Source organism: Rhodococcus sp. DMF-1 (assembly GCF_021441945.1).
Taxonomy (GTDB): Bacteria; Actinomycetota; Actinomycetes; order Mycobacteriales; family Mycobacteriaceae; genus Rhodococcus; species Rhodococcus ruber.
On record NZ_CP090442.1, the window covers coordinates 3,578,642 to 3,599,442 of the forward strand.

Consider the following 20,801-nt stretch of genomic DNA (forward strand, 5'->3'; position numbering starts at 1 on the left):
GACTGTCAGCTCTCTGCTCGGGACCCGAGGGTCTACTTCTGGGCGGCGAGACCGACGGCGATCTCGATGAGTTGGTCTTCCTGGCCCCCGACGAGGTTGCGGCGGCCGGCCTCGATGAGGATCTCCGCGCCGGAGACCCCGTACCGATCGGCGTGGGTGGCGGCGTGCTTGAGGAAACTCGAGTACACCCCGGCGTACCCCATCGTCAGCGACATCCGGTCGAGGAGGCACTCGCCGTCCATGATCGGCCGCACCACGTCCTCGGCGGCGTCGATGATCTTCAGGGTGTCGATACCCGTTCGGATACCGAGCTTCTCGGCGACGGCGACGAACGCTTCGACGGGGGTGTTGCCGGCGCCGGCACCGAACCGGCGGGTGGAGCCGTCGATCTGCAGTGCGCCGGCACGCACCGCGAGCACCGAGTTGGCCACGCCGAGCCCCATGTTCTCGTGCCCGTGGAAACCGACCTGCGCGTCGTCGCCGAGCTCGGCGACGAGGGCCGCGACCCGGTCGGAGACTCCCTCGAGGACGAGGGCGCCGGCCGAGTCGACGACGTACACGCACTGGCAGCCGGCGTCGGCCATGATGCGCGCCTGCTTCGCGAGCACCTCGGGCGGCTGGCTGTGCGACATCATCAGGAATCCGACGGTCTCGAGTCCGAGCTCGCGGGCCAGACCGAAGTGCTGGGCGGAGATGTCGGCCTCGGTGCAGTGCGTGGCGATCCGGCAGATCGACGCGCCGTTGTCGGCGGCTTCACGGATGTCAGACCGGACACCGAGACCCGGCAGCATCAGGAACGCGATCTTCGCCTGCGTCGCGGTCTCGACGGCGGCCTTGATCAGCTCCTGTTCGGGGGTGCGGCTGAAGCCGTAGTTGAACGACGAGCCACCGAGGCCGTCGCCGTGGGTGACCTCGATGACGGGCACACCGGCGGCGTCGAGTGCACCGACGATCGAGCGCACGTCCTCGACGGTGAACTGGTGACGCTTGGCATGGGAGCCGTCACGCAACGACGAGTCCGTGATCCGGATGTCGAGATCAGCGCTGTAGGGCATCGACTGTGTTCCTTCGAAAGTACGGTCTGCGGTGGGGGTCTACACGCGGGCGGTGAGCAGCTTGGCCGCGAAACTCTCGCCCACCTTCGTGGCGGCCGCGGTCATGATGTCGAGGTTGCCCGAGTACGGCGGCAGGAAGTCGCCGGCGCCCTCGACCTCGAGGAAGATCGCCACCCGGGCGCGTCCCCCGGTCATCGGGGTGGGGTCGTCGAACTGCGGCTCGGCGCGCAGGCGGTAGCCGGGGACGTAGCCCTGCACCGTGGCAGCCACCTCGTGGATCGACGCGGCGATCGCGTCGCGGTCCGCGTCCTCGGGGATCGAGCAGAACACGGTGTCGCGCATGAGCATCGGCGGCTCGGCCGGGTTGAGGATGATGATGGCCTTGCCCTTGCGGGCACCGCCGATCGTCTCGATGCCGCGGCTGGTGGTGATGGTGAACTCGTCGATGTTGGCGCGGGTGCCGGGCCCGGCCGACGGGGAGGCGACGCTCGCGACGATCTCGGCGTACTCGACCTCGGTGACCCGGGAGACGGCGTGCACCATCGGGATCGTGGCCTGGCCACCGCAGGTGATGAGGTTGACGTTCGGCGCGTCCTCGTGTTCGCCCATGTTCACGGCGGGCACGACGGCCGGCCCGAGGGCCGCCGGGGTCAGGTCGACGACCTGGATGCCGAGCTCGGCGTAGCGGGGGGCGTTGGCGCGGTGCACGTAGGCCGAGGTGGCCTCGAAGATCACGTCGGGCCGCTCGTCCTGGGCGAGCAGCCAGTCCACACCCTCGTGGCTCGCGACCAGGCCCTCGGTCGCTGCGCGGGCGAGACCCTCGCTGCTGGGGTCGACACCGATCATCCACCGCGGCTCGATGACGTCCGAGCGCAGCAGTTTGTACATCAGGTCGGTGCCGATGTTGCCGGGCCCGACGATCGCGGCGGTAGCCTTCGTCACTGGTGCACTTCCTTACTTGAATTCGACTGAGACGGAGCCGATGTCGCTGAAATCGGCACGGAAGACATCGCCCGGCCGGGCATCGACGGCGCGAGTGCACGAGCCGGGCAGGATCACGTGCCCGGCCTCGAGCCGCACCCCGAAGCTCGCCACCTTGCGGGCCAGCCACGCGACGGCGCGGGTCGGGTCACCGAGCACGGCTGCGGCCTCGCCGCGCGCGATCTCCTCGTCGCCCTGGTACAGCACCGCCGAGATGGCTCCGATGTCGACCTTGTCCGGTTCGATGCGGCCCGCTCCGAGGATCACTCCCGCGGACGAGGCGTTGTCGGCGATCGTGTCCGCCAGGCCGATGCGCCAGTCCACGATGCGCGAGTCGATGAGTTCGATGCTCGGGACGATGTACTCGGTCGCCCGCAGCACGTCCGCCTCGGTGCAGTTCTCGCCGGGCAGGGTCTCGCCCAGGACGTAGCCGATCTCGACCTCGATGCGCGGGTAGCAGAACTGCGCCGTGTCGATCGGCTCGTCCTCGGAGTACACCATCGTCGAGAGCAGATGTCCGTAGTCGGGCTCGTCCACGCCCATCATCTTCTGCATGACCTCGGACGACAGGCCGACCTTGTGGCCGTAGACAGTGGCGCCCGCCTCGAGCCGGCGGCGGATGTTGATCAGCTGGATCTCGTACGAATCCACCACGTCGATGTCGGGAAAGGTCTCCGTCAGCGGGGCGATCGCGACGCGGTCGCGCTCGGCGGCCCAGAGGAGATCGGCGGCGGCGAGTCGCCGGGAACCGTCGAGCATCGTGCACTCCTGGAACTGGTCGATGATCCGCGCGTCGTCGCGCCGATCGGCTGTCTCGAAGGTGGCATATGCGCAGGTGGGACGGCGGAAGCCCTCCCGCTCAGCGGGATCGTGGACTAGCTGCTGTCGCCGTCGCGCAGCAGGAACGCGAGCACGGCCGACAGCCACGCGTCGCGGGCTTCGATCATCGTCCAGTGCCCGCACTTCGGGAACGTGTGCAGCTCGCAGTTCGGGATGTCGCGCATCGGCAGCATCGCCATGTCCACGGGGCTGACCCGGTCGTCGCGACCCCACGTCAGCAGGGTCGGTGCGGTGATCTTGTGCAGCTGCGCCCAGTACGGGGTGACGTTCGACGCGGCCGCTGCGGCGGCACCGGCGGCGAATGCCTTCGAGCTGTACATCCGGCGGGCGATCTCGAGGGTCTTCGGTTCGGTGGCGAGCGCCCAGCGTTCCTCGACGAGCTGGTCGGTGACCACGGCGGGGTCGTAGACCATGGACTGCAGCCAGCGGACGAGACCCTCGCGGGTGGGGTTGTCGGTGAACTCCATGAGCAGCTTGATGCCCTCGCCCGGTCCGGGCGCGAAGACGTTCTTGCCCATCCCGCCGATCGTGACGAGCCTGCGCACGCGGTGCGGCTCGTCGATGGCGACCTTCGCGGCGACGATCCCGCCCATCGAGTTGCCGACCATGTCCACCGCACCGAGACCGAGGCCGTCGAGGAAGGTGCCGACGGCCCCCTGCGCCATCGCCATCGGATGGCCGTCGCCGGGGTCGCTGACGCCGAAACCGGGAAACTCGAGCACCAGGCAGCGGAAGTGCCGCGCGAAGTCGGCGAGGACGCCGCGGTAGTTGCGCCACCCCGTCACCCCGGGTCCGGAGCCGTGCAGCAGGAGCAGCGGCGGCCCGTCGCCGGCGTCGTGGTAGCGCAGCACACCCTGATCGGTGGAAAGTTCCTTCAGGGTCCCCTCGTAGCTCACTTCGGTCATCGTCGTCCCTGTTCGTCGCCGTGGTGCCGGGCACACCGCCCATTCGAACCGCAGGCTGCCAGCCCTGGTCGACGACGGCCATACACCATCCCGTTCAGCGAGATCACCGCTCGGTCGACGGCGGCGCCGCCGACCCCGTCCGCTCAGCGGGACGCTCGCTCGGACCGCCCCGGCCCTGACCTAGCGTCGCCCATCGACCAGTGATCACGCCGATCCGTCCCCACGACCCGGAGGTGGACTCATGCCCCTCGAGACGACGACCCTCGCACCATCGACAGCCGACGCGCCCAGCCCGGAGGACATGCGCCGGGTGATGGGACAGTTCGCCACCGGGGTCACGGTGGTGACGGGACTGGACGACGAGGGCCCGGTGGGGTTCGCGTGCCAGTCGTTCGCCTCGGTCTCGCTCGAGCCGCCGCTCATCCTGTTCTGCGCCGACCACCGCGGCCGCGCGTGGCCCCGGATCCGGGCGACGGGGCGGTTCAGCGTCAACGTGCTCCGCGAGGACCAGTCCGACCTGTGCGCCCGGTTCGGCTCGAGCCGGGGGCGCAAGTACGAGGATCTTGCCTGGGAGGTGTCCCGCTGGGGAACGCCGGCGCTGCCGGACGTGCTGATGCGCGTGCACGCGCAGGTGCACGACGTCCACGTCGCCGGCGACCACGACGTGATCATCGGCCGGGTGCTGGAGCTGGACACCGTGTGCGAGGAGCGTCCCATGGTGTTCTTCCGGGGCCGGTTCGGGATCGACAGCCCGGCGCCGGTGGTCTGACCGGGCCCGTCGCCGGGCACAGACCCACCGTCGCCGATACCGTGCATGCCGGCACCACCGCCCGCCACACGGAGACACGCATGCCGGTACCGCACACCAAGGACGAGTTGCTGCACGCCCTCGCCGACACGTACGGCGCGCTCACGCGCGAGCTGCAGCGTGTGCCTGCCGAACGGGCCCGGGAGGCGTCGCTGCCCGGGCACCGCGCCGGAACCCGGATGAGCCCGGCCGATCTGGTGGCGTACCTGATCGGATGGAGCGAACTGGTCGTTTCGTGGCACGACGACCGCGCTCGCGGCATCGACCCGCACCTCCCGGCACCGGGATTCACCTGGAACGGACTCGGCTCGCTGGCGCAGAAGTTCTACCGCGATCATGCCGACGTACCGTGGCCGCAGCTGCTGCAGCGGCTCGATGCCGCCCACGACCGCATCGTTGCCCTGGTGCGCGGGCTCGACAACGACGAACTCTACGGCGCGCCCTGGTATCGCACGTACACCGCGGGACGGATGATCCAGCTCAACACCTCCTCCCCGTACACCAACGCCCGGCGCCGCCTCCGCACCTGGCTACGCGCCGAGGGCCTGTGAGCCGCCCGCCGTCGCCGGCCGGGTGATCACTCCTCGCCGAGCTCCTCGGTGACGTCGCGGACGGCCCGGTCGCTCGCGTGCCATTTCCCCGGTTCGGTAGCACCCGGGACAACACCGGATGCGTGCCCACGACCGGCGAGGTCCGGTCCATGCAGGACAACAGCGACCTTTCGATACCACGGGTCGACCGCGGCTCTGCGGCAAGAACATGTCGAGATCCCGGACCCGTCTCCGTCCCAGCATCGGCACGACGACACTCGGAGGATGGGTCCCATGGCACACGTGAAACGTTTCGACCACATCGGCATCACCGTCGCGGACCTCGAGTCGGTGACGGCGTTCTTCGTCGGACTGGGTCTCGAGGTGGAGGGCACCGGATCCGTGGAGGGCGAGTTCGTGGAGACCGTCTGCGGCATCCCCGGCGCGCACTGTGAGATCGCCGTGCTCCGGCCGCCCGACGGAGGGACCCGGCTGGAGCTCGCGACCTTCGTCACGCCCGACCACGGGCCCGGATCACCCACGGCGATGCCCAACGAGCTCGGGCTGCGCAACGTGTCCTTCGAGGTCGACGACCTCCAGGCGGCCGTCGACGCGGTGGCTGCGGACGGTTACGGGCTCGTCGGCGGCATCGGCGAGTACGAGAACAGCGTGCGGATGGCCTACGTGCGTGGACCCGAAGGGATCATCGTGTCGCTCTTCGAGCAGATCGGCTGACGCGCGGGCGCCGTTGCCCGCGTGCCGATCCGTTGCCCGGGTCGCGGCGGTAGTTCCGAGAATGCCCTTCTGCAGCAGTCCCGTACGACGATCGACGACGGTCCCGCTCGGCCGATGACGTAAACGTCGGTCTTCGTCCACGCCCGAACGCCTGGGCGGGGACACTTGCTTGCGCCCAGAGCCTTCCCGTGCCATCCTCGATAACCATGACTACAGGAAAGGCGGCCACCGCCACCATCCGGTGAGCGCCGTGCCGATCTCATCAGCGGTTCCGCACCGCACCCTGTCCACCGGAATCACCGATCCGCACGCCCTTGCCGCCGCCGCGTCCGCCCGGCGCGACCATTGGCTCGCGCAAGGACTGTGTACGAGGCCTTCCGACCAGCCCGCCGCGGAATCCGCCGTCGCAGAGCTCTACCGACGAGCGGGATTCGACGAACCGGAGTTCGTCTGGGTCCCCTCTCCCCCAGCGGCACTGCAGTCGATTGCCGACGAAGGCCTCTCGGTCCCCCCGCTGCGCTTCGGAAAGCCGGCACACCCTTCGGCGGGGATCGCCGCACTCTGGTCCGCGTCCCGTGACCGGATGGACGCCCGCACACCTCGGCGGCAGGACCCGCTCCTTCGTGCGGCCGTGTGGGATTCGTTGCGGACGTCTCTGTACGTCGGTGTCGCGACGGCGATACGCACACTGTGGCCGCGCCCGACTCCCGGTGTCACCTGGTACGGGCAACAGGAGGCACATCGGGTCGCGTACTACGACACGGTCCGACGCTTCGGCCTCGCGAGCTTCGAGTCGCGCGACGACGACCTCCTCGATCTTCAGGCCGCACTGGTCCGCGCCACCGGGTGGTGGTGGGCGTTCGGCGGAGTCTGCGTCATGGCCGAACGGCCTACCGCACTACACACCGAACCCACACCCGAGGGCGTCCACAACGAACGCCGCTTACACCACCCCGATCGTCCGGCACTCGAATTCTCGGACGGCAGCCATGTTTTCGTGCATCACGGCACCATCGTTCCCGATTGGGTCGTCCTCGATCCCACCGTCGAGCGGATCAACGACGAGCGCAATATCGAGGTCCGCCGATGCGCCATCGAGCGAATCGGCTGGGACAGGTACATCGACATGGCTGCGCTCGCACTCGTGGACCGTGCCGACGATCCGGGAAACCCGGGATGCACGCTCGGACTGTATGCATCCCCGACCGGTTGGGGTCGGCACGGCCGGATCCTGCTCGTCGTCAACGGTTCCGCCGAACGCGACGGGCAACGGCGCCGGTACGGCCTGCACGTCCCCGATTGGGTTCCCTCCGCACTGGACGCCGCGGGCTGGACCTACGGCATCAGCGGTACCGACTATGCCCAACTCGTTCGCCGAACCTGAACTCCACCAAGGTGATCCCATGCATTCCGAACTCGCACTGTCCGAACTCACACTGTCCGATCTCACGACTCTCAGCGGGTTGGACGTCCTCGACCACCTGGACCGGGAGGTCACCGTCCCGGTGACCGGTGGTCTCCAGGCTCAAGGCGATCTGATCGTCATCCCCTACCCGGTGGTCGGTGCCGCCGTCGAACGCACACCGTGGGCGCGCTCCCTCCGGGTGCCACGGTCGGGAGTGGAGTTGCTGCGGAGCGCCGCCGGCGGCAACCCGCACTCCCTCGTCGCCGACGAGGGCACCTGCACGTGGACGACCCCCGTCCGGGACACCATGGGTCTCGCTCTGGGCATCGTCGAGACCACCGGGACGGCGTATCTTCTTCACCCCGAGCACGGGGCGACGGGGATCGCTCCGGGTTGCTACGTGATCCGTCGACAACGCGAGCACGGCGCAGGACGGTACGGGTCGGCGCGACTGGTCGCCGATTGACCTGTACACGTCGCTCGATCGACGTCGCCGACCTGACGCGTCGCCGGTCCGCGCGGTCCGGAGGTGTGGCGAGCTCGCGGCGGTAGTCTCGGTGATCGTGATGGTGACCGGGAGCGTGGTCGCAGACGCCGGATGGGGCGAGTGCGTCCGCACCGGCACGCAGTGTCTGCCAGGGTTCGACCTGCTGGTGGCCGCATGGGCGGCGGCGGGAGTGTTCGTGCTGGTGTGGCTGGCCGCGGCATCGGCGGCCACCGTCGACGTCGCCGGCCTGCCGACTGGTGCAGGTCGCAACCGGAGGATTCCGACCGGATCATGAGAATCCCACACTGTGTCGACAAGGCTGTGTCGACATGACACAGGGCAGCTCTCGATTCAGAAGTGCCAGCCCAGTGTTGCGGGGCGGGCGACGTCGAACGCGCGGTCCAAGTCGGCGATATCACGAGCACTGCGCGCCTCCACCCGGCCGGCTGCGGCAAACGTGCGGGCCTTGTGCGCGCCGAGGTACAACGCGGACAGCGCGTCCAGGTCCAGCGTGATCACCGGCGCCGCGTCGGTGCGGACGCACCGGGCCCGGCCGTTGCGGACCGTCAGCGCGAAAGTGGCCCCGGCGCTGCGGAACGGGTCACGGACCGCCAGCACGGTGTCCAGGTCGGCGGCATAGTCGCGGGCGGTCAACGCGGCCGGCACGTCCATGATCCGCAGCCACAATTCGTCCACCCGGGCGGTCGTGCGCGGCAGGCGGTAGTCGGTCAGCAGCAGGCGCAGCGGATCGTCGGGATGCTGGACGGCTTCGATGCGGTGGGTCAGGTCCAGTCCGCACAGGGTGCGCCACAGCGCGGCGTGGGCGTCGTCGGTGATCGCGACCAGCTCCTCGACCACCGCGACCGGCTCGGCGTCGGATCCCTTGCGGCGGAAGGTGGCGTACCCGTCGGGGTGTACCAGGAAGAACAGCGCCGAGGCGCCGTCGCGGCGCTCCTCGGGATCGGCAAAAGTGTAGTCCCACTCGGCTTTCGGACGGGCCTGCGCTCCCGGCGTGCACAGCCGCCACCGGTCGTACAGTTCCGGCAACCGGACCGCCGCCGTCGCAGCGTCGGCAAGGACCACCCCGCCGGGATCGGGGGCGTCCTCGCGGAAGCGGGCGAAGCGCCGATCGACGGTGACCTCGGTGGCGACGGTGGCCGGACCGTATCCGAAACGCCCGTAGATGCCGGCGTCGCTGGCGGTCAAGGCGGCCAGCGGTGCCCCGGTCGCCTCCATCCGGCGGTGCAGCTCGGTGAACATCGACCGCAGCACGCCGCGGCGACGGTGCGTGGGAGCGACCGAAACCCAGCTGACGCCACATGCCGGGACCTGGTGCCCGCCGGGCACGGTGACCTCCATGTCCAGATACAGCGCCTGACCGATCGGCGCGCCCCGCTCGGTCGCCACCACGATGTTCTCCGTGCGGAACATCGGACGAAGCAGTGTCCGATCGGCATCGATGGGGTGATACCCGAACGCCACCGAGTCGAGCAGCTCCAGGGCCGGCCAGTCGTCATCGGTGGCGGTACGGATGGTGAGGGCGTCGTGCACGGTCATGTCCGAGAGACTGACACAACCGGCCCCTCGAACGCGAGTGATTTGTCCGGTTCGGCTCGGTGCGGAGACAGCCGGGTTTCCTCGGCGACGGACGCGGCGAGGCGCGCTCACGGCGGTTCCCCGTTCGTGGCCGGGAGGGTCATGTCGACGACCCGGTCGGAGATCGCATCCACCACGGCGCCGTCGTGGCTGATCATCAGCAGGGATATGCGTTGTGTTCGTACGAGATCGGACAAGATGTCGAGCACCCGCTGTCGGGATGCGGGATCGAGTCCCGTGGTGACTTCGTCGCAGATGAGCAGCGACGGCTCGACCGCCAGGGCACGGGCGAGGGCGGCGCGCTGGGCCTCGCCGCCGGAAAGGGCGGACGGATGCTGCCGGGTGATCCGTTCGGCCAGACCCACCTGGTCGAGCGCGCGACGGGCCGCCGCGGCCGATTCCGGGCCGGTGGCACCGCGCAGGCGTGCCGGACCGCGCAGGATCTGCTCCCACATGCTGCGATACGGGTCGAAGGCCGCCTTGGCGTCCTGGAAGACGTACCCGATCGCCGCCGTCTGGTGCCGGGTCCGTCGCCGTACCGATGCGGCCAACGGGTGGCCGTCGAGAAGAACCCGTCCGGCCGTGGGTGGGTGCAAGCCCGCGACGACCCGGGCCGCGGTGGTCTTGCCGCAGCCCGAGGGGCCGTGAAGTGCCAGACATTCGCCGGGCTGCAACGAGATCGAAAAGCGTTGCAGAACCCGGTTGTTGCGGTACCCCGCCGAGACGGCGTCCAGGATCAACCGGGCGTCGGCCCGGGTCGGGCGGCGATCCGCAGTGTCGGCGCGTGTCTGCGGGATCCGCTGGGCGGCGACCGGCAGGATCCCGGCGTCACCGGTCTCGAGCACCCGGCCGCCGCCCATGACGATCACACGCTGGGCGACCGCGTGGACCGCGTCCAGGTCGTGGGTGACGAGCACGATCGTCAGGCCCTGCCGGGCAAGTCGGGTGATCTCGTCGAGGACCGCCGTCCGACGAGCCGGGTCCTGCCCGGTAGTGGGTTCGTCGAGGATCAGGCATGTCGGGTCGGTCAGCAGAGCCTGGGCGATGACCAGTCGTTGTTGCTGTCCGCCCGACAGTTGATGCGGGTAACGGCGCAGCATGCCCGGATCGTCGGCGAATCCCGCACGTGCGAGTGCGTCGGCCACGGTCACCGGATGCCCGTGCCGTCGGCCGGCACGAGCGATGTCGTCGAGCACGGTACCGATCCGCAGGGCCGGGTTCAGCGCCGAGGAGGGGTGCTGGGGCACGTACCCGAACCGTGCCCCGCCCGTGTCCAGGGCGGTCGTGGTCACGTCGACCCCCGGGCGGCGCTCGCCCATCAATGCCAGCGCGGTGGTGGTCTTGCCGCTCCCGGAAGCCCCGACGAGCGCGGTGACCACCCCGGCGGGAATGTCCAGGTCGACGCCGTCGACCAGGAGCCGATCCCGTGTCCGTGCGGTCAGACCGCGCACTCGGATGGTGCTGCTGGGCACAGCGGCGGCCGGGGCCGCGGGGATTACCTCGGTCATCGCCACTTCCTCGTCGACACCTCGCGTGTTGCCGCGCGAGCACCGGAGTCGAACAGCAGATTCACCCCCATCGCCAAGGCGATGATCAGGGCCGCGGGCAGGACGACACCCCACGGGACGAGGGCGAGGCCCGCGCGGTTGCGGTCGATCATCACGGCCCAATCGGTGCCGGCGGAGTCCGCGCTCACCCCCAGGAAGCTGGCCGAGGCGACCAGGTAGATCGCCCCGACGAACCGTAGCCCTGCGTCTGCCGCGAGGACCGGGAGCAGCGATCGTCCCAGATAGCCGAGGTGCCGGCGCCACCAGGTTTCGCGTTGCAGGAGCAGCGCCTCCATGGCCGGGGTGTGCGCGGTGTGCAGCGCCGACGCCCGCACCAGACGCGCCGCATCAGGGAACAGCAGCACCGCCACGGTGACTGTCAGAACGACCAGGTCGGCGTCGGTGAGCGCCACGGCCAGCAGCAGCAGCACCATGATCGACGGCAGCGACAGCAGCAGATCCAGGGGGCGCATCAGCATCTCGTCGACGATCGGTACCCGAGCGGTCGCGGCAGCTATCCCCCACGGCACGGCGAGCAGGTACGTCAAGGCCACGGCCGCCGCGGCCACCAGCACCAGCGAACGCCCCCCGAGCAGGACCTGCGTGAGCAGATCGCGCCCCTCGGAATCGGTTCCCAGAAGCCACTGGTCCCCGTAGGTGAACGCCGGGCCACGGGCACCGGGTTCGGTGAACAAGGGCCCCAGCAGCGCGACCGCGAGCGGGACCGCCGTCAGGGCAGCCCCGACGCGCACCCGGGACCGCCCACCCGCACGCTCGAGAAACGTGGAGCCGGTCACGATGCCGATCCGGCCGTGGGGTTGAGCTGGAACGCCGCGATGTCCGCGACCGTGTTCACCGCCACCGTGATCACCGCGAACACCGTCACCAATCCCATCAACAGCGGAATGTCGCGGCTGCTGACCGCGCTGACCAGCAGCTGCCCGAGACCGCCGAGCGCGAACACCGCCTCGACGACCACGACCCCGCCGAGCAGCCAATCGGCGACCCGCGCGAGATGCTGTGTCGCCGGGGTGAGCGAGCCCGGCAGGGCATGCCGCCAGATCACCCGCCGCACGGGCACACCGAGGCGACGGGTGTGCCGGATGTATTCGGAGTCCAGGGTGGTGATCAGCGACGAGCGCACCAACCGCGACAGCGAGCACACCGGGCGGATCACCAGCACCAGTACGGGCAGCACCCACAGCTCCGGTTGCATCAGCAACGGACCACCGGCGCCGACCGCGGTGGGCGCGAACCATCCCAGCCCGACCGCGAACACTGCCACCAGCACGATCGCCAACGCGAATTCCGGTGCCGCGTAGAACGCTACGGTCAGGGCGGTGACGGCCCGGTCGATCCGGTGGCCGCGGCGCACCGCGGCGACCACCCCGAGGAGCAGTGCCAGCGGGACCAGCACCACGAACGCCAGGGCGGCGAGGGTCAGCGTCGGCGCCAGCGCCGAGCCCAGCATCGCGGTGACGGGGCGGCCGGATACCACGGAGGTGCCCAGGTCGCCGCCGAGCAGACCGGTCAGCCAGTCCCCGAACTGCACGGACAGCGGCCGGTCCAGCCCGAGGAGTTCGCGTAACTGCGCAATCCGCCGCGGATCTGCGTCATCGCCCGCGATCACCACCGCAGCGTCCCCCGGCAGCAGGGCGGCGATCGCGAAGACGACGACGAGTACGCCCAGCACCTGGGCCAGTCCCACCGTGAGGCGGGTACCGGCGTAGCGGGCGAGCATCACGAAAGCCAGGCCTTGTCGAAACGGGCGTACCCGAGGGTGTTGCTGGGCGCATTCTCGGCCATCCCCGCCAGATGCGGCGCCATCCCGTGCAGGCCGTCGGAGAAGCCCCACACCAGCAGACCGCCCTCGCTGTGGAGCTGCGACTGCATCTGCTGATATGCGCGGGCCCGGACGTTCTCGTCGGTGGTTTCGCTGGCGGTGGCGAACAAGGCGTCGAACTCGGGGCGGCGCCACTGGGTGTAGTTCTTCGCCGAGGTCGACAGCATCCGCTGCGCGAGGTGCGTTTCGATGGGCATGGCCCCGGAGCGGAAACTCGACAACACACCCTCGTCGAGGGTGCGCGTCCAATAGGTCGATCCCTCACCGACTTTCACATCGATCTTCAGTCCGGCGCGTCCGGCCTGCTCGGCCAGGATGTTGGCGGCCTCGACGAAGCCGTTGGTGGCGCCGGTGGTCTGCAGTTCGATGGTCGCGTTCCGGGCGCCGGCCTTGCGGATCAGGGCCTCGGCCTCGTCCAGATCCAGGGTGCGCTGCGGCAGGTCGGCCGCGTAGTACTTGGCGTCCTTGCCGAACAGGTCGTTGCCGACCACACCGGTGCTGCCCAGCACGGTGGTGACCAGCTCGTCGCGATCGACGAGGGCGAACATCGCCCGCCGCAGATCCACGTTGTCGAAGGGGGGCCGGTCCACCTTCATCGCGAACGCCGACATCGCGCTGCGCGGCGACCGCAGGATCTGCATCCGGGCATCGGTTTCGTAGGTGCGCGCCGAGGTGACACCGAGGTCGTCGGCGTAGTCGACCTGCCCACCGAGCAGGGCGTTGATCCGTGCGGTCTCGTCCGGAGCGGTGAGGATCTCGAGTTCGTCCACATGGGGGGCACCGTCCCAGTAGTCGGGGAATCGCGCGGTGACGAGCGAGCGCCCCGGTTCGAACGAGACGAACGTGAACGGCCCGGAGCCGATCGGACGGCTGAAGTCGGTGGTGCCCTCCGGGATGATGTAGGCGCCGAACGCGGCCAGCACGTTCGCCAGTTCCCCGCACGGGCGGGCGCAGACGAACTCGATCGTGTGGTCGTCGAGGGCGCGGGAGCGGGCGATGTCGATCACCTCGAGAGAGGCCCGCGGGCGCAGTGCGTTCACCGGGTCCAGGATCCGCCGGTAGGAGTACAGCACGTCGGCGGCGCGCACCGGCCGGCCGTCGTGGAAGACCGCCGGGCGCAGCTCCACCGTCCAGGTGGTCGCGTCGGCGTTCGGATGCCAGGCGGTGGCGAGCCGCGGTACCGGGCCGAGGTCGTCGCCGTATTCGACGAGCTTGTCGTAGAGCGCGTTCGCGCGGGCGACGTCGGCGTACAGGTTGGTCTTGTGCGGGTCCAACACCTCCTGTGCGCCACCGCCCGCGAACACCGCTCGCAGTCGGCCGCCGTCCCGGGGCCCGGCGGTGGCCGCGGGGGCGGTCTCGCCGCTCGTGCTGCATGCCCCGAGCAGTACGGCGCCGGCGGCGGCGCCGAGGCCGAGGAACGAGCGACGGCTCAGGTGCGGACGCGGAGGCAGGGCAATCGGATTCATCGGGGTATCTCCTCGGGCAGTGGATCGAGCGGGTCGGGGTGAAGAGTGCGGGTGAGTCAGACGGCCTCGGCGATCACGTGCAGCCGGTCGCCGCAGAGCGCAGTACCGCCGAGATCGGTTCCTTGCCCCGGCCAGCCGGTCTCGGTGCGGGGTCCGGGTGTGTCGAACAGTGCCCGCACCACGAATCCGGCGCGCTGCAGGTGGCCGGTCAGCTCCAGCGGAAACAGCAGCCGCCACGCCGAGGTCTGGACGAGGGGCTCGGCGGACTCGGGGATCTGCCACCGCCGGCGGCGGCGTAGCAGCTGCGCGGCGTGGTCGATCCACAGGGTGGTCTCCGCCCGCCAGGTGTGGCCGTGCCAGGAGAAGGACGAGCGGGTGGGCCCGTCGAGGAGTTCGGTGTTGCCGAGGAAGAAGGCGCCGTTGCGCATTTCCGCGATCAGCAGCCCACCGGGACGTAGGTGCCTGCGGCAGCAGCGCAGGCACGATTCCAGCTCGACGTCGGTGTGGCAGTACAGCAGGGCACTGTCGAGGCAGACGATGGCGTCGACGCTCGCGTCGACCTCGAAGGTGCGCAGGTCGCCGACCGCGGCTCTCACGCCCGGATACTGTTGTTGCGCGTACCGCACCATCGCCGGGGACTGGTCGATGCCCAGGCAGCGGTATCCCCGCCGGGCCAGGTATCCCAGGTCGCGGCCGGTGCCACAGCCCAGGTCCAGCACTGTCGCGGGGTGTGTCCGCGGCGCCGGATCGTCGGAGGTCAGGTAGGTCGCGAGAATGTCGTCGACGAACCGGGCGGCGCTGTGGTCCGGGTCGGGGAATCGTGCCTCGTACAGAGCGGGGTTGTCCGTCAACAGGTTCCGAGCCCCTGCAGCCGCGGTCATGTCCGCGCTCCGGCCGGGTCGGCGAGCAGGCCGCGGCGGTGCAACAGCCAGATCCCGGTGGCCGAACCCCATGCGAGGGCGACGCACACCAGCGCTCCGGGCCACCCGTTGCCCAGGTCGAGGCCGTATCCGATCAGCGCATTGCCGCCGGCGGCGGCCACCCCGGAGACCAGGTAGAACATCCCGAACAGAGTTCCGGACATGTTCGACGGCCCGTATGCCGGGATCAGTTCCATCACGAACGGCTGCGCGATCAGGATGCCCGCTTCGAGGATCAGGGCGGAGAGCAACAGCGGTGCCAGCGTCAGGGCGATCCGTCCCGCGCCGTGGGAGGGTTCGCCCCACAGGACCGGCAGTGCCACCACGAACGCGGCGCCCATCAGCATCAGCCCCGCCGTGATCGCGGTGCCCCGGCTGGTGTGGCGATCGAACCATCGGGTCAGCCGCACCTGAGCGAGCAGACCGAAGACGGTGGTGGACAGGAACAGCACCGCCACTGCCCCACTCCAGTCGGTGATCCGCCCGGCCAGCACCGGATACACCAGATACATCTGCGTCTGCAGGGCGAACATCCCGAGCATGGTCACGGTGAACAGCACGAACCGGCGGTCGGCCAGCACCGCACCCCAGCCGCGGAGCACCGTCGTCTCGGCGCGGTCCACCGGGTGGGCGGGCAGAAACCGCAGCTGTGCCAGGGTGAGGGCGGCGAAGACGGCCGCCGCGGCGACGGCGACGGTACGGAAGTCCACCGTCAGCAGCGCGCTGCCGATCAGCGGCCCGGACAGTGCCCCCGCCTGTGCGAAGGCATTGAAGACCGCGAACGCCTCCGCCCGGCGCCGGGTTTCGGCGACGGCGATGTAGGAGCGCACGGCCGGATTGAACAGAGCCCCAGCCAATCCCGACAGAACAGAGGCGAGCAGCAGCAGCGGCACGCTGGTGCCCACAGCGAACACCGCGAAGCCCACCGACCGTAGTGCGCAGCCGGCGATGATGACCCGATGGGGTCCGAGCCGGTCGGCAGCGGTGCCCCCGATCAGGAACAACCCCTGCTGGCTGAGGGTGCGCGCCCCGAGGACCAGGCCGGTGATCGCCAGGGACAGACCCAGGTTCCCGGTCAGATGCATCGACAGGTACGGCACCAGCATGTAGAAGCCGGTGTTGACGCCGTACTGGTTGAGCACCAGCAGTTGTACCGAGCGGGGGAAGCTGCGCAGCAGAGCGAAGGTCCCTGCCGGGGAGTCGGTGGCGGTCATCGCGTTTCCTCGTTGTCGGGTCGGTACACGCCGAGTCCGGGCAGGCCGCTCGGGCGCAGCTTTCCGTCTCCGCCCCCGAGGCCGGCCCACGGGTCTCGGGCGAGCAGCAGGTGCCCGTCCAGGTCGCACCATCGGGCCAGGGACGCCAGCTGAACCGCGGGGGCGATACCCAGCGAGCTGCACACCAGGCAGCCGAGCATCACCTCCATTCCGCGCGCGCCGGCCGCCTCGGCCAGTGCGTGGGCGCGGTAGATGCCGCCGCACTTGGCGAGTTTGATGTTCACCACGTCCGCGAGGCCGGTCAGCTCGTCCAGGTCCGTCAGGTCGTGGACGGCCTCGTCCGCGACGAGCGGAAGATCGGTGCGGCTGCGCAGCTCCCGCATTCCGTCGCGGTCGTGCACCGGCAGCGGTTGTTCGAGCGCGACGATCGGCAGACCACCGCTGTCGGCGAGTACCGACAGCGCGGTGGCGGCGGTCCACGCTTCGTTCGGGTCGACGATCAGGTCCACGCCTGGAGCGGCAGCGGCGATGGCGGCCAGCCGCCGTACCGATTCGGTCGGGTCGGCGTCGGTCTTGACCTTCAGCAGAGCGAACCCGCACCCGGACAACTCGGCGGCCTCGGCGGCCATGTCCTCGGGCGCACCGATTCCGAGGGTGCGGGAGATCGGGATCTCGGCGGGCAGCGGCAGCCCGAGGTGCGCAGCGCCCGTCTGCCTGTTCACGCGTGCCCGGTAGTCGGCGACGGCGGACCACACGGCGCCGGCGACCGCCGGGTGCACGTGTGCCGGAATCGTTTCGGGGATCCCTCGGGCACCGCAGCACGCCGCGACCGCCCGCAGTTGGGCCTCGACGAGGTGCACGTCCAGGCCCGCGAACACGGAGGTGACGACCTCGCCGCGGCCGCACGATCCCGTGTCGGGATCGGTCACGGTGACCGTGATCGCCTGGCGGGACGACATCACCGCCCGGCTGATCCGGAACGGCCGGGCCAGGGCGAGGGTGCTCACCGACCAGGTCAGGCTCATCGCGCCGTCTCCATCCGGTCCCTCGCCCCCGGGTGCGGGGCCCGCACGGATTCGCACCGCGTCCAGCACTCCGCCGGGTCACCGCACTCGGCGATCTCGTGCGGATGTGTTCGCGGCGGAGCGAGCAGGCTGTGCCGAGCACACCAGTCGTCGTCGAAGATGGTGCGCAGGTAGCGGTCGGGGCCGTCCGGAAAGACGGTGACCACCGAGCCCGGCCAGCGGGTGGCCGCCCACCCGGCCACCGTGGCCACCGCACCCGTCGACCAGCCGCCGGTGTGGAACCCGTCCCGCGCCAGGCTGCGGCAGGCGTGCACGGCCTCGCGCGGGCCGACCCAGTGCACCTCGTCGAACATCTCGTATCGCACATTGCGCGGATGCACGCTGCTGCCCAGTCCCCGCATGACCCGGCAGGCGGCGGGCTGTCCGAAGATCGTCGACCCCACCGCATCGACCCCGATGATCCGCAGGTCCGGCCACGCCTGGCGCAACCGCAGACCCACTCCGCTGCTGTGGCCGCCGGTGCCCACACTGCACACAAGCACCTCGGCCCGCTCGATACCCTGTGCGGCCAGGCCCGCGACGATCTCGTCGGCGAGCCCGTGGTAGCCCACGGCGTTGTCGGGATTGTCGTACTGGTTGGGCCAGTACGCATCCGGGTCGGCGGCAAGAATCCGGTGCAGGACGTCGAGCCTGGCCTGCTGCCACCCGCCTTCCGGGTGCGGACGGTCCACGATCTCCACGGTGGCACCCAGCGCGCACAGCAAATTGCGCATGGCGGGTTCGAGCTCGCAGTCCACCACCAGGGTCACGGGGTGGCCGAGTGGCTGTGCCACGTATGCCAACCCGACTCCCAAAGTGCCGCTGGTCGATTCGACGATCCGCGCGCCGTCCCGCAGTTCCCCGCGTCGCCGGGCGCCGACCAGCATCGACAGGGCCGACCGCGCCTTGAGCCCACCGAGGCCGAGCGCCTCGATCTTCGCGAAGTAGCCCGGATGCCGGGTCGGCACCGGCGTGAGGATGCGGACGAGTGGGCTGTTCCCCACCCGCGCCGGTAGATCGATCACAGTCATCGTGCCCTCGACCCGTGGTACAGGTAGATCGGGCCGGCGTCCCCGGTCAGCCAGAAGAACGGGTACGGCTCGGCCGAGAGTGCGTCGATGCCGTGTCCGAGCAACTCCCGGGCGACCGCGGCGCCACTCTGGGCGAACATCGTGATCGGAATCCGCCGGCCGGACGCTGCCACCCGCGCGAACAAGGTGTCGACGGTGCCGTTGCCCAGCATCATTCCGCTGGCCAGCACCGCATCACACTCGTCGAGATGCTCGGCGAAGTCGGTAACGATCGGCTCACCCCACTCGGTGGTGCCGCCCTTCAGATCACACGGCACGTACCGCAGCCCGCGCTCGCGCAAGCTGACGAGCAGCGAGTTGACCACTCCGATCACCAGCACCCGCCCGCCGGGTGGTGCGTCGACCAGCCCGGTCACGTGATGCGCCCGGGCCAGCGAGCGCTGCAGCGAATCCCCGGAATCCAGCTGCACCGTCACTGCGCGGGGCTCATCCGAGTGCGGGCGCTGGTGCGTCAGGTAGGCGTCGAGTGCGGCGATCTGCACGGCGATCTCGGCATGGTGCAGCAGATCGGCCACTGCCACCCCTGCGCAGGCGTGCACGATCTCCGGATCCACCGAGCCCGGCTCGACCGCGCACGAGCCCGTCGCAGCCCCCACCCGCAGCGAGATCACCTGGTTGCGGTAGCCGCCACTGCGCCCGCCGTGCCGTACCCCCTGTGACGTGGTGAACGCAACCGACACCACCACGTCGCGCGCGGGACGCCGGGCAGGGTCGGTGCGGTAGCACTCGAGAAGCGCAGCCAGGCGCCCGTTCGTCGCGGTATCGATCGCCGAGGTGGCGGTCACGACGCCGGCTCCTCGCCGTATGTGGCGGAGATCGACGACAACAGGCGCTCCGCCAGCGGGCGGGCCCCGGACCGCTCCGGCGAGATGACGACGACGCTGCCCAGGTAGCTGTTGTTGTCCATTCCCGGCGTGGTTCGGTGACCGGGCCCCTTGAACGCCGCCGAGACCACCGACGGATCGGCTGCGACGGTGTCCACTCCCTCGATTCCGGTGACGACACCCGCCCTCGTCGGCACCAGCATGCTCACGGCTGCGCTCGAGGGCCGTCCGCCGTCACGGTGCTCGTCCGGGACCGCCGGGACGATCGGCTCGCGTCCCAGTGCGAGCTCGACCGCCACCCGCGGCAGGTCGACTCCGCTCACATGCCGGATCAGCTCGGTGATCTGATTGCCGGCCGGCCGTGGATTGATCTCGATGATCCGCGGCCCGGCGGCGGTCAGACGCAGTTCGGTGTGCACCACACCGTGATCGAGGCCCACCGCGTCGATCGCCTCCTCCGCGGCGGCCACCACCTTCGCGCGGTCCCCCTCAGCCAGGTCGGCCGGAAACATGTGCCCGGTCTCCACGAAACCCGACGTCCCACCCAGGCTCTTGTCGGTCACGCCGACCGTGTGGACGTTTCCGCGTGAAATCCAGCTCTCCACACTGAATTCCGGTCCGGCGAGGAACTCCTCGAGCAACACCACCGGACTCCGCCGCTGCCCGCGCGCATTGATCTCGAACCCGCGCAGCGCGTGCACCGCCGACTCGACATCCAGCCAACTGTCCGCGCGTCGCACGAACATTCCCGCACACAGATCGGTGGGCTTGACCACCAAGGGGAATCCCACCAACTCGGCCGCGGTACGGAGCCGGATCGGGTCGTCGACCGAGGCGGTGGTGTGCCGCGGCCCCGGGACACCGACGCAATCCAACACCGCCCGGGTGCGCGCCTTGTCGCAGGCGGTCTCGATCGCCTCGGGTGTCGGACCGGGAAGTCCGAGCGCGGCGGCAATTCGCGCGGCCGTCGGCAGGTAGTAGTCGCAACTGGTGAGGACGCCGTCGATCCTTGCCTCGGCATCGATCCGCCGCGCCGCCTCGAGTGCGGCAGCCGGATCGTTGGTCTCGGCAGTCGCCACCGCGCGACCGAGACGCAGCGGATGCGGGGAGCCGTCCGGCAGGGTGTCCGGGTAGTGCCCCGGTCGTCGGGTCAGGAATGTGAACTCGACTCCCAGGTCGGCAATCGCTCTCGGCAGCAACGTTCCCATTGCCCCGACCCAGCTCTCGACCAGCAGTAGGTGTGCCACACGTGGCCTTCCGCTCGCATCCTCCGTAGTACCCAGCGCCACAGAAGCTACTGATAATCGTTATCGTTAGCAAGACTGGTTGTGCCGGACGATTGCGAGGCCGATGAGAACGGTGGCCCACGAAGGTCCGGCAGCTCGTGCCGATCCGCCGATCGAGCCGGGGCTCGATCCCAGGCCGGTCGGCGACCCCGGCGACGCCGGGAAAGCCCGGAACAGCGGTGCGAACGGGATCGCGACGAACGA

21 protein-coding genes are annotated in these 20,801 nt (G+C 70.0%); 6 read left to right on the forward strand and 15 right to left on the reverse strand.

The window, feature by feature from the left end; translation table 11 throughout:
* Window positions 1–32: 32 nt before the first annotated feature.
* From dmpG to LZP97_RS16225, 4 genes are all read right to left on the reverse strand, one after another.
* Window positions 33–1,055: a 4-hydroxy-2-oxovalerate aldolase gene (gene dmpG / locus LZP97_RS16210; RefSeq protein ID WP_017679864.1), complete on the reverse strand. Its 1,023-nt coding sequence runs from the start codon at window positions 1,053–1,055 to the stop codon at window positions 33–35.
* Window positions 1,056–1,094: 39 nt separating this feature from the next.
* Complete coding sequence (locus LZP97_RS16215; RefSeq protein ID WP_267966266.1) at window positions 1,095–1,997, reverse strand: acetaldehyde dehydrogenase (acetylating); 903 nt, start codon at window positions 1,995–1,997, stop codon at window positions 1,095–1,097.
* 12 nt (window positions 1,998–2,009) lie between these two features.
* Window positions 2,010–2,795, reverse strand: coding sequence for a 2-keto-4-pentenoate hydratase (locus LZP97_RS16220; RefSeq protein WP_234574826.1), 786 nt, complete (start codon window positions 2,793–2,795; stop codon window positions 2,010–2,012).
* A 116-nt stretch (window positions 2,796–2,911) separates the two neighbouring features.
* Complete coding sequence (locus LZP97_RS16225) at window positions 2,912–3,781, reverse strand: alpha/beta fold hydrolase (protein ID WP_234574827.1); 870 nt, start codon at window positions 3,779–3,781, stop codon at window positions 2,912–2,914.
* 241 nt (window positions 3,782–4,022) lie between these two features.
* On the opposite strand from LZP97_RS16225, the gene LZP97_RS16230 reads away from it, so the two are divergent.
* From LZP97_RS16230 to LZP97_RS16255, 6 genes are all read left to right on the forward strand, one after another.
* Complete coding sequence (locus LZP97_RS16230; RefSeq protein WP_124258340.1) at window positions 4,023–4,550, forward strand: flavin reductase family protein; 528 nt, start codon at window positions 4,023–4,025, stop codon at window positions 4,548–4,550.
* Window positions 4,551–4,630: 80 nt separating this feature from the next.
* Window positions 4,631–5,140: a ClbS/DfsB family four-helix bundle protein gene (locus LZP97_RS16235; RefSeq protein ID WP_234574829.1), complete on the forward strand. Its 510-nt coding sequence runs from the start codon at window positions 4,631–4,633 to the stop codon at window positions 5,138–5,140.
* Between the two features lie 273 nt (window positions 5,141–5,413).
* A complete protein-coding gene (locus tag LZP97_RS16240) occupies window positions 5,414–5,854 on the forward strand; it encodes a VOC family protein (RefSeq protein ID WP_017679858.1) in 441 nt (146 codons plus the stop codon).
* Between the two features lie 241 nt (window positions 5,855–6,095).
* Window positions 6,096–7,238 (forward strand): DUF6745 domain-containing protein, encoded by a 1,143-nt coding sequence (locus tag LZP97_RS27410; RefSeq protein WP_010593434.1) that lies wholly within the window; start codon window positions 6,096–6,098, stop codon window positions 7,236–7,238.
* Window positions 7,239–7,257: 19 nt separating this feature from the next.
* Entirely contained in the window at window positions 7,258–7,725 is a 468-nt protein-coding gene (locus LZP97_RS16250; RefSeq protein WP_010593435.1) for a hypothetical protein, read from the forward strand.
* 100 nt (window positions 7,726–7,825) lie between these two features.
* On the forward strand, window positions 7,826–8,041 hold the full coding sequence (locus LZP97_RS16255; RefSeq protein ID WP_234420217.1) for a hypothetical protein: 216 nt from the start codon (window positions 7,826–7,828) through the stop codon (window positions 8,039–8,041).
* Between the two features lie 56 nt (window positions 8,042–8,097).
* Here the strand turns inward: LZP97_RS16255 and LZP97_RS16260 are convergent, their stop codons facing one another.
* The 11 genes from LZP97_RS16260 to LZP97_RS16310 form a co-directional block, all read right to left on the reverse strand.
* The gene (locus tag LZP97_RS16260) at window positions 8,098–9,303 is read right to left on the reverse strand and encodes an enhanced intracellular survival protein Eis (protein ID WP_234574833.1); all 1,206 of its coding nucleotides are present in this window, start codon (window positions 9,301–9,303) and stop codon (window positions 8,098–8,100) included.
* Window positions 9,304–9,410: 107 nt separating this feature from the next.
* Window positions 9,411–10,850, reverse strand: a complete 1,440-nt coding sequence (locus LZP97_RS16265) for an ABC transporter ATP-binding protein (protein ID WP_234574834.1) — start codon at window positions 10,848–10,850, stop codon at window positions 9,411–9,413.
* Window positions 10,847–11,686, reverse strand: a complete 840-nt coding sequence (locus LZP97_RS16270) for an ABC transporter permease subunit (RefSeq protein WP_234574836.1) — start codon at window positions 11,684–11,686, stop codon at window positions 10,847–10,849. Before LZP97_RS16270 ends, LZP97_RS16265 begins: the two co-directional genes overlap by 4 nt.
* On the reverse strand, window positions 11,683–12,630 hold the full coding sequence (locus LZP97_RS16275) for an ABC transporter permease (protein WP_040274239.1): 948 nt from the start codon (window positions 12,628–12,630) through the stop codon (window positions 11,683–11,685). Before LZP97_RS16275 ends, LZP97_RS16270 begins: the two co-directional genes overlap by 4 nt.
* Window positions 12,630–14,198 (reverse strand): ABC transporter substrate-binding protein, encoded by a 1,569-nt coding sequence (locus tag LZP97_RS16280; protein ID WP_010593441.1) that lies wholly within the window; start codon window positions 14,196–14,198, stop codon window positions 12,630–12,632. The genes LZP97_RS16275 and LZP97_RS16280 overlap by 1 nt, the downstream gene beginning before the upstream one ends.
* Before the next feature lie 56 nt (window positions 14,199–14,254).
* On the reverse strand, window positions 14,255–15,079 hold the full coding sequence (locus LZP97_RS16285; protein WP_026137565.1) for a class I SAM-dependent methyltransferase: 825 nt from the start codon (window positions 15,077–15,079) through the stop codon (window positions 14,255–14,257).
* The gene (locus LZP97_RS16290) at window positions 15,076–16,332 is read right to left on the reverse strand and encodes an MFS transporter (protein ID WP_234574837.1); all 1,257 of its coding nucleotides are present in this window, start codon (window positions 16,330–16,332) and stop codon (window positions 15,076–15,078) included. Before LZP97_RS16290 ends, LZP97_RS16285 begins: the two co-directional genes overlap by 4 nt.
* Complete coding sequence (locus tag LZP97_RS16295) at window positions 16,329–17,357, reverse strand: enolase C-terminal domain-like protein (protein WP_203011117.1); 1,029 nt, start codon at window positions 17,355–17,357, stop codon at window positions 16,329–16,331. Before LZP97_RS16295 ends, LZP97_RS16290 begins: the two co-directional genes overlap by 4 nt.
* Window positions 17,354–18,427, reverse strand: coding sequence for a PLP-dependent cysteine synthase family protein (locus LZP97_RS16300; RefSeq protein ID WP_010593446.1), 1,074 nt, complete (start codon window positions 18,425–18,427; stop codon window positions 17,354–17,356). Before LZP97_RS16300 ends, LZP97_RS16295 begins: the two co-directional genes overlap by 4 nt.
* The gene (locus tag LZP97_RS16305) at window positions 18,424–19,272 is read right to left on the reverse strand and encodes a hypothetical protein (RefSeq protein WP_010593447.1); all 849 of its coding nucleotides are present in this window, start codon (window positions 19,270–19,272) and stop codon (window positions 18,424–18,426) included. Before LZP97_RS16305 ends, LZP97_RS16300 begins: the two co-directional genes overlap by 4 nt.
* On the reverse strand, window positions 19,269–20,558 hold the full coding sequence (locus tag LZP97_RS16310; RefSeq protein ID WP_010593448.1) for an ATP-grasp domain-containing protein: 1,290 nt from the start codon (window positions 20,556–20,558) through the stop codon (window positions 19,269–19,271). Before LZP97_RS16310 ends, LZP97_RS16305 begins: the two co-directional genes overlap by 4 nt.
* Window positions 20,559–20,801 lie beyond the last annotated feature (243 nt).

Bases quoted from the DNA above. Each gene is read 5' to 3' on its own strand.
- dmpG (WP_017679864.1), bottom strand. From the start codon at position 1,055: ATGCCCTACAGCGCTGATCTCGACATCCGGATCACGGACTCGTCGTTG.
- LZP97_RS16220 (WP_234574826.1), bottom strand. From the start codon at position 2,795: ATGCTCGACGGTTCCCGGCGACTCGCCGCCGCCGATCTCCTCTGGGCC.
- LZP97_RS16225 (WP_234574827.1), bottom strand. From the start codon at position 3,781: ATGACCGAAGTGAGCTACGAGGGGACCCTGAAGGAACTTTCCACCGAT.
- LZP97_RS16230 (WP_124258340.1), top strand. From the start codon at position 4,023: ATGCCCCTCGAGACGACGACCCTCGCACCATCGACAGCCGACGCGCCC.
- LZP97_RS16235 (WP_234574829.1), top strand. From the start codon at position 4,631: ATGCCGGTACCGCACACCAAGGACGAGTTGCTGCACGCCCTCGCCGAC.
- LZP97_RS16240 (WP_017679858.1), top strand. From the start codon at position 5,414: ATGGCACACGTGAAACGTTTCGACCACATCGGCATCACCGTCGCGGAC.
- LZP97_RS16250 (WP_010593435.1), top strand. From the start codon at position 7,258: ATGCATTCCGAACTCGCACTGTCCGAACTCACACTGTCCGATCTCACG.
- LZP97_RS16255 (WP_234420217.1), top strand. From the start codon at position 7,826: ATGGTGACCGGGAGCGTGGTCGCAGACGCCGGATGGGGCGAGTGCGTC.
- LZP97_RS16260 (WP_234574833.1), bottom strand. From the start codon at position 9,303: ATGACCGTGCACGACGCCCTCACCATCCGTACCGCCACCGATGACGAC.
- LZP97_RS16265 (WP_234574834.1), bottom strand. From the start codon at position 10,850: ATGACCGAGGTAATCCCCGCGGCCCCGGCCGCCGCTGTGCCCAGCAGC.
- LZP97_RS16275 (WP_040274239.1), bottom strand. From the start codon at position 12,630: ATGCTCGCCCGCTACGCCGGTACCCGCCTCACGGTGGGACTGGCCCAG.
- LZP97_RS16280 (WP_010593441.1), bottom strand. From the start codon at position 14,198: ATGAATCCGATTGCCCTGCCTCCGCGTCCGCACCTGAGCCGTCGCTCG.
- LZP97_RS16285 (WP_026137565.1), bottom strand. From the start codon at position 15,079: ATGACCGCGGCTGCAGGGGCTCGGAACCTGTTGACGGACAACCCCGCT.
- LZP97_RS16290 (WP_234574837.1), bottom strand. From the start codon at position 16,332: ATGACCGCCACCGACTCCCCGGCAGGGACCTTCGCTCTGCTGCGCAGC.
- LZP97_RS16295 (WP_203011117.1), bottom strand. From the start codon at position 17,357: ATGAGCCTGACCTGGTCGGTGAGCACCCTCGCCCTGGCCCGGCCGTTC.
- LZP97_RS16300 (WP_010593446.1), bottom strand. From the start codon at position 18,427: ATGACTGTGATCGATCTACCGGCGCGGGTGGGGAACAGCCCACTCGTC.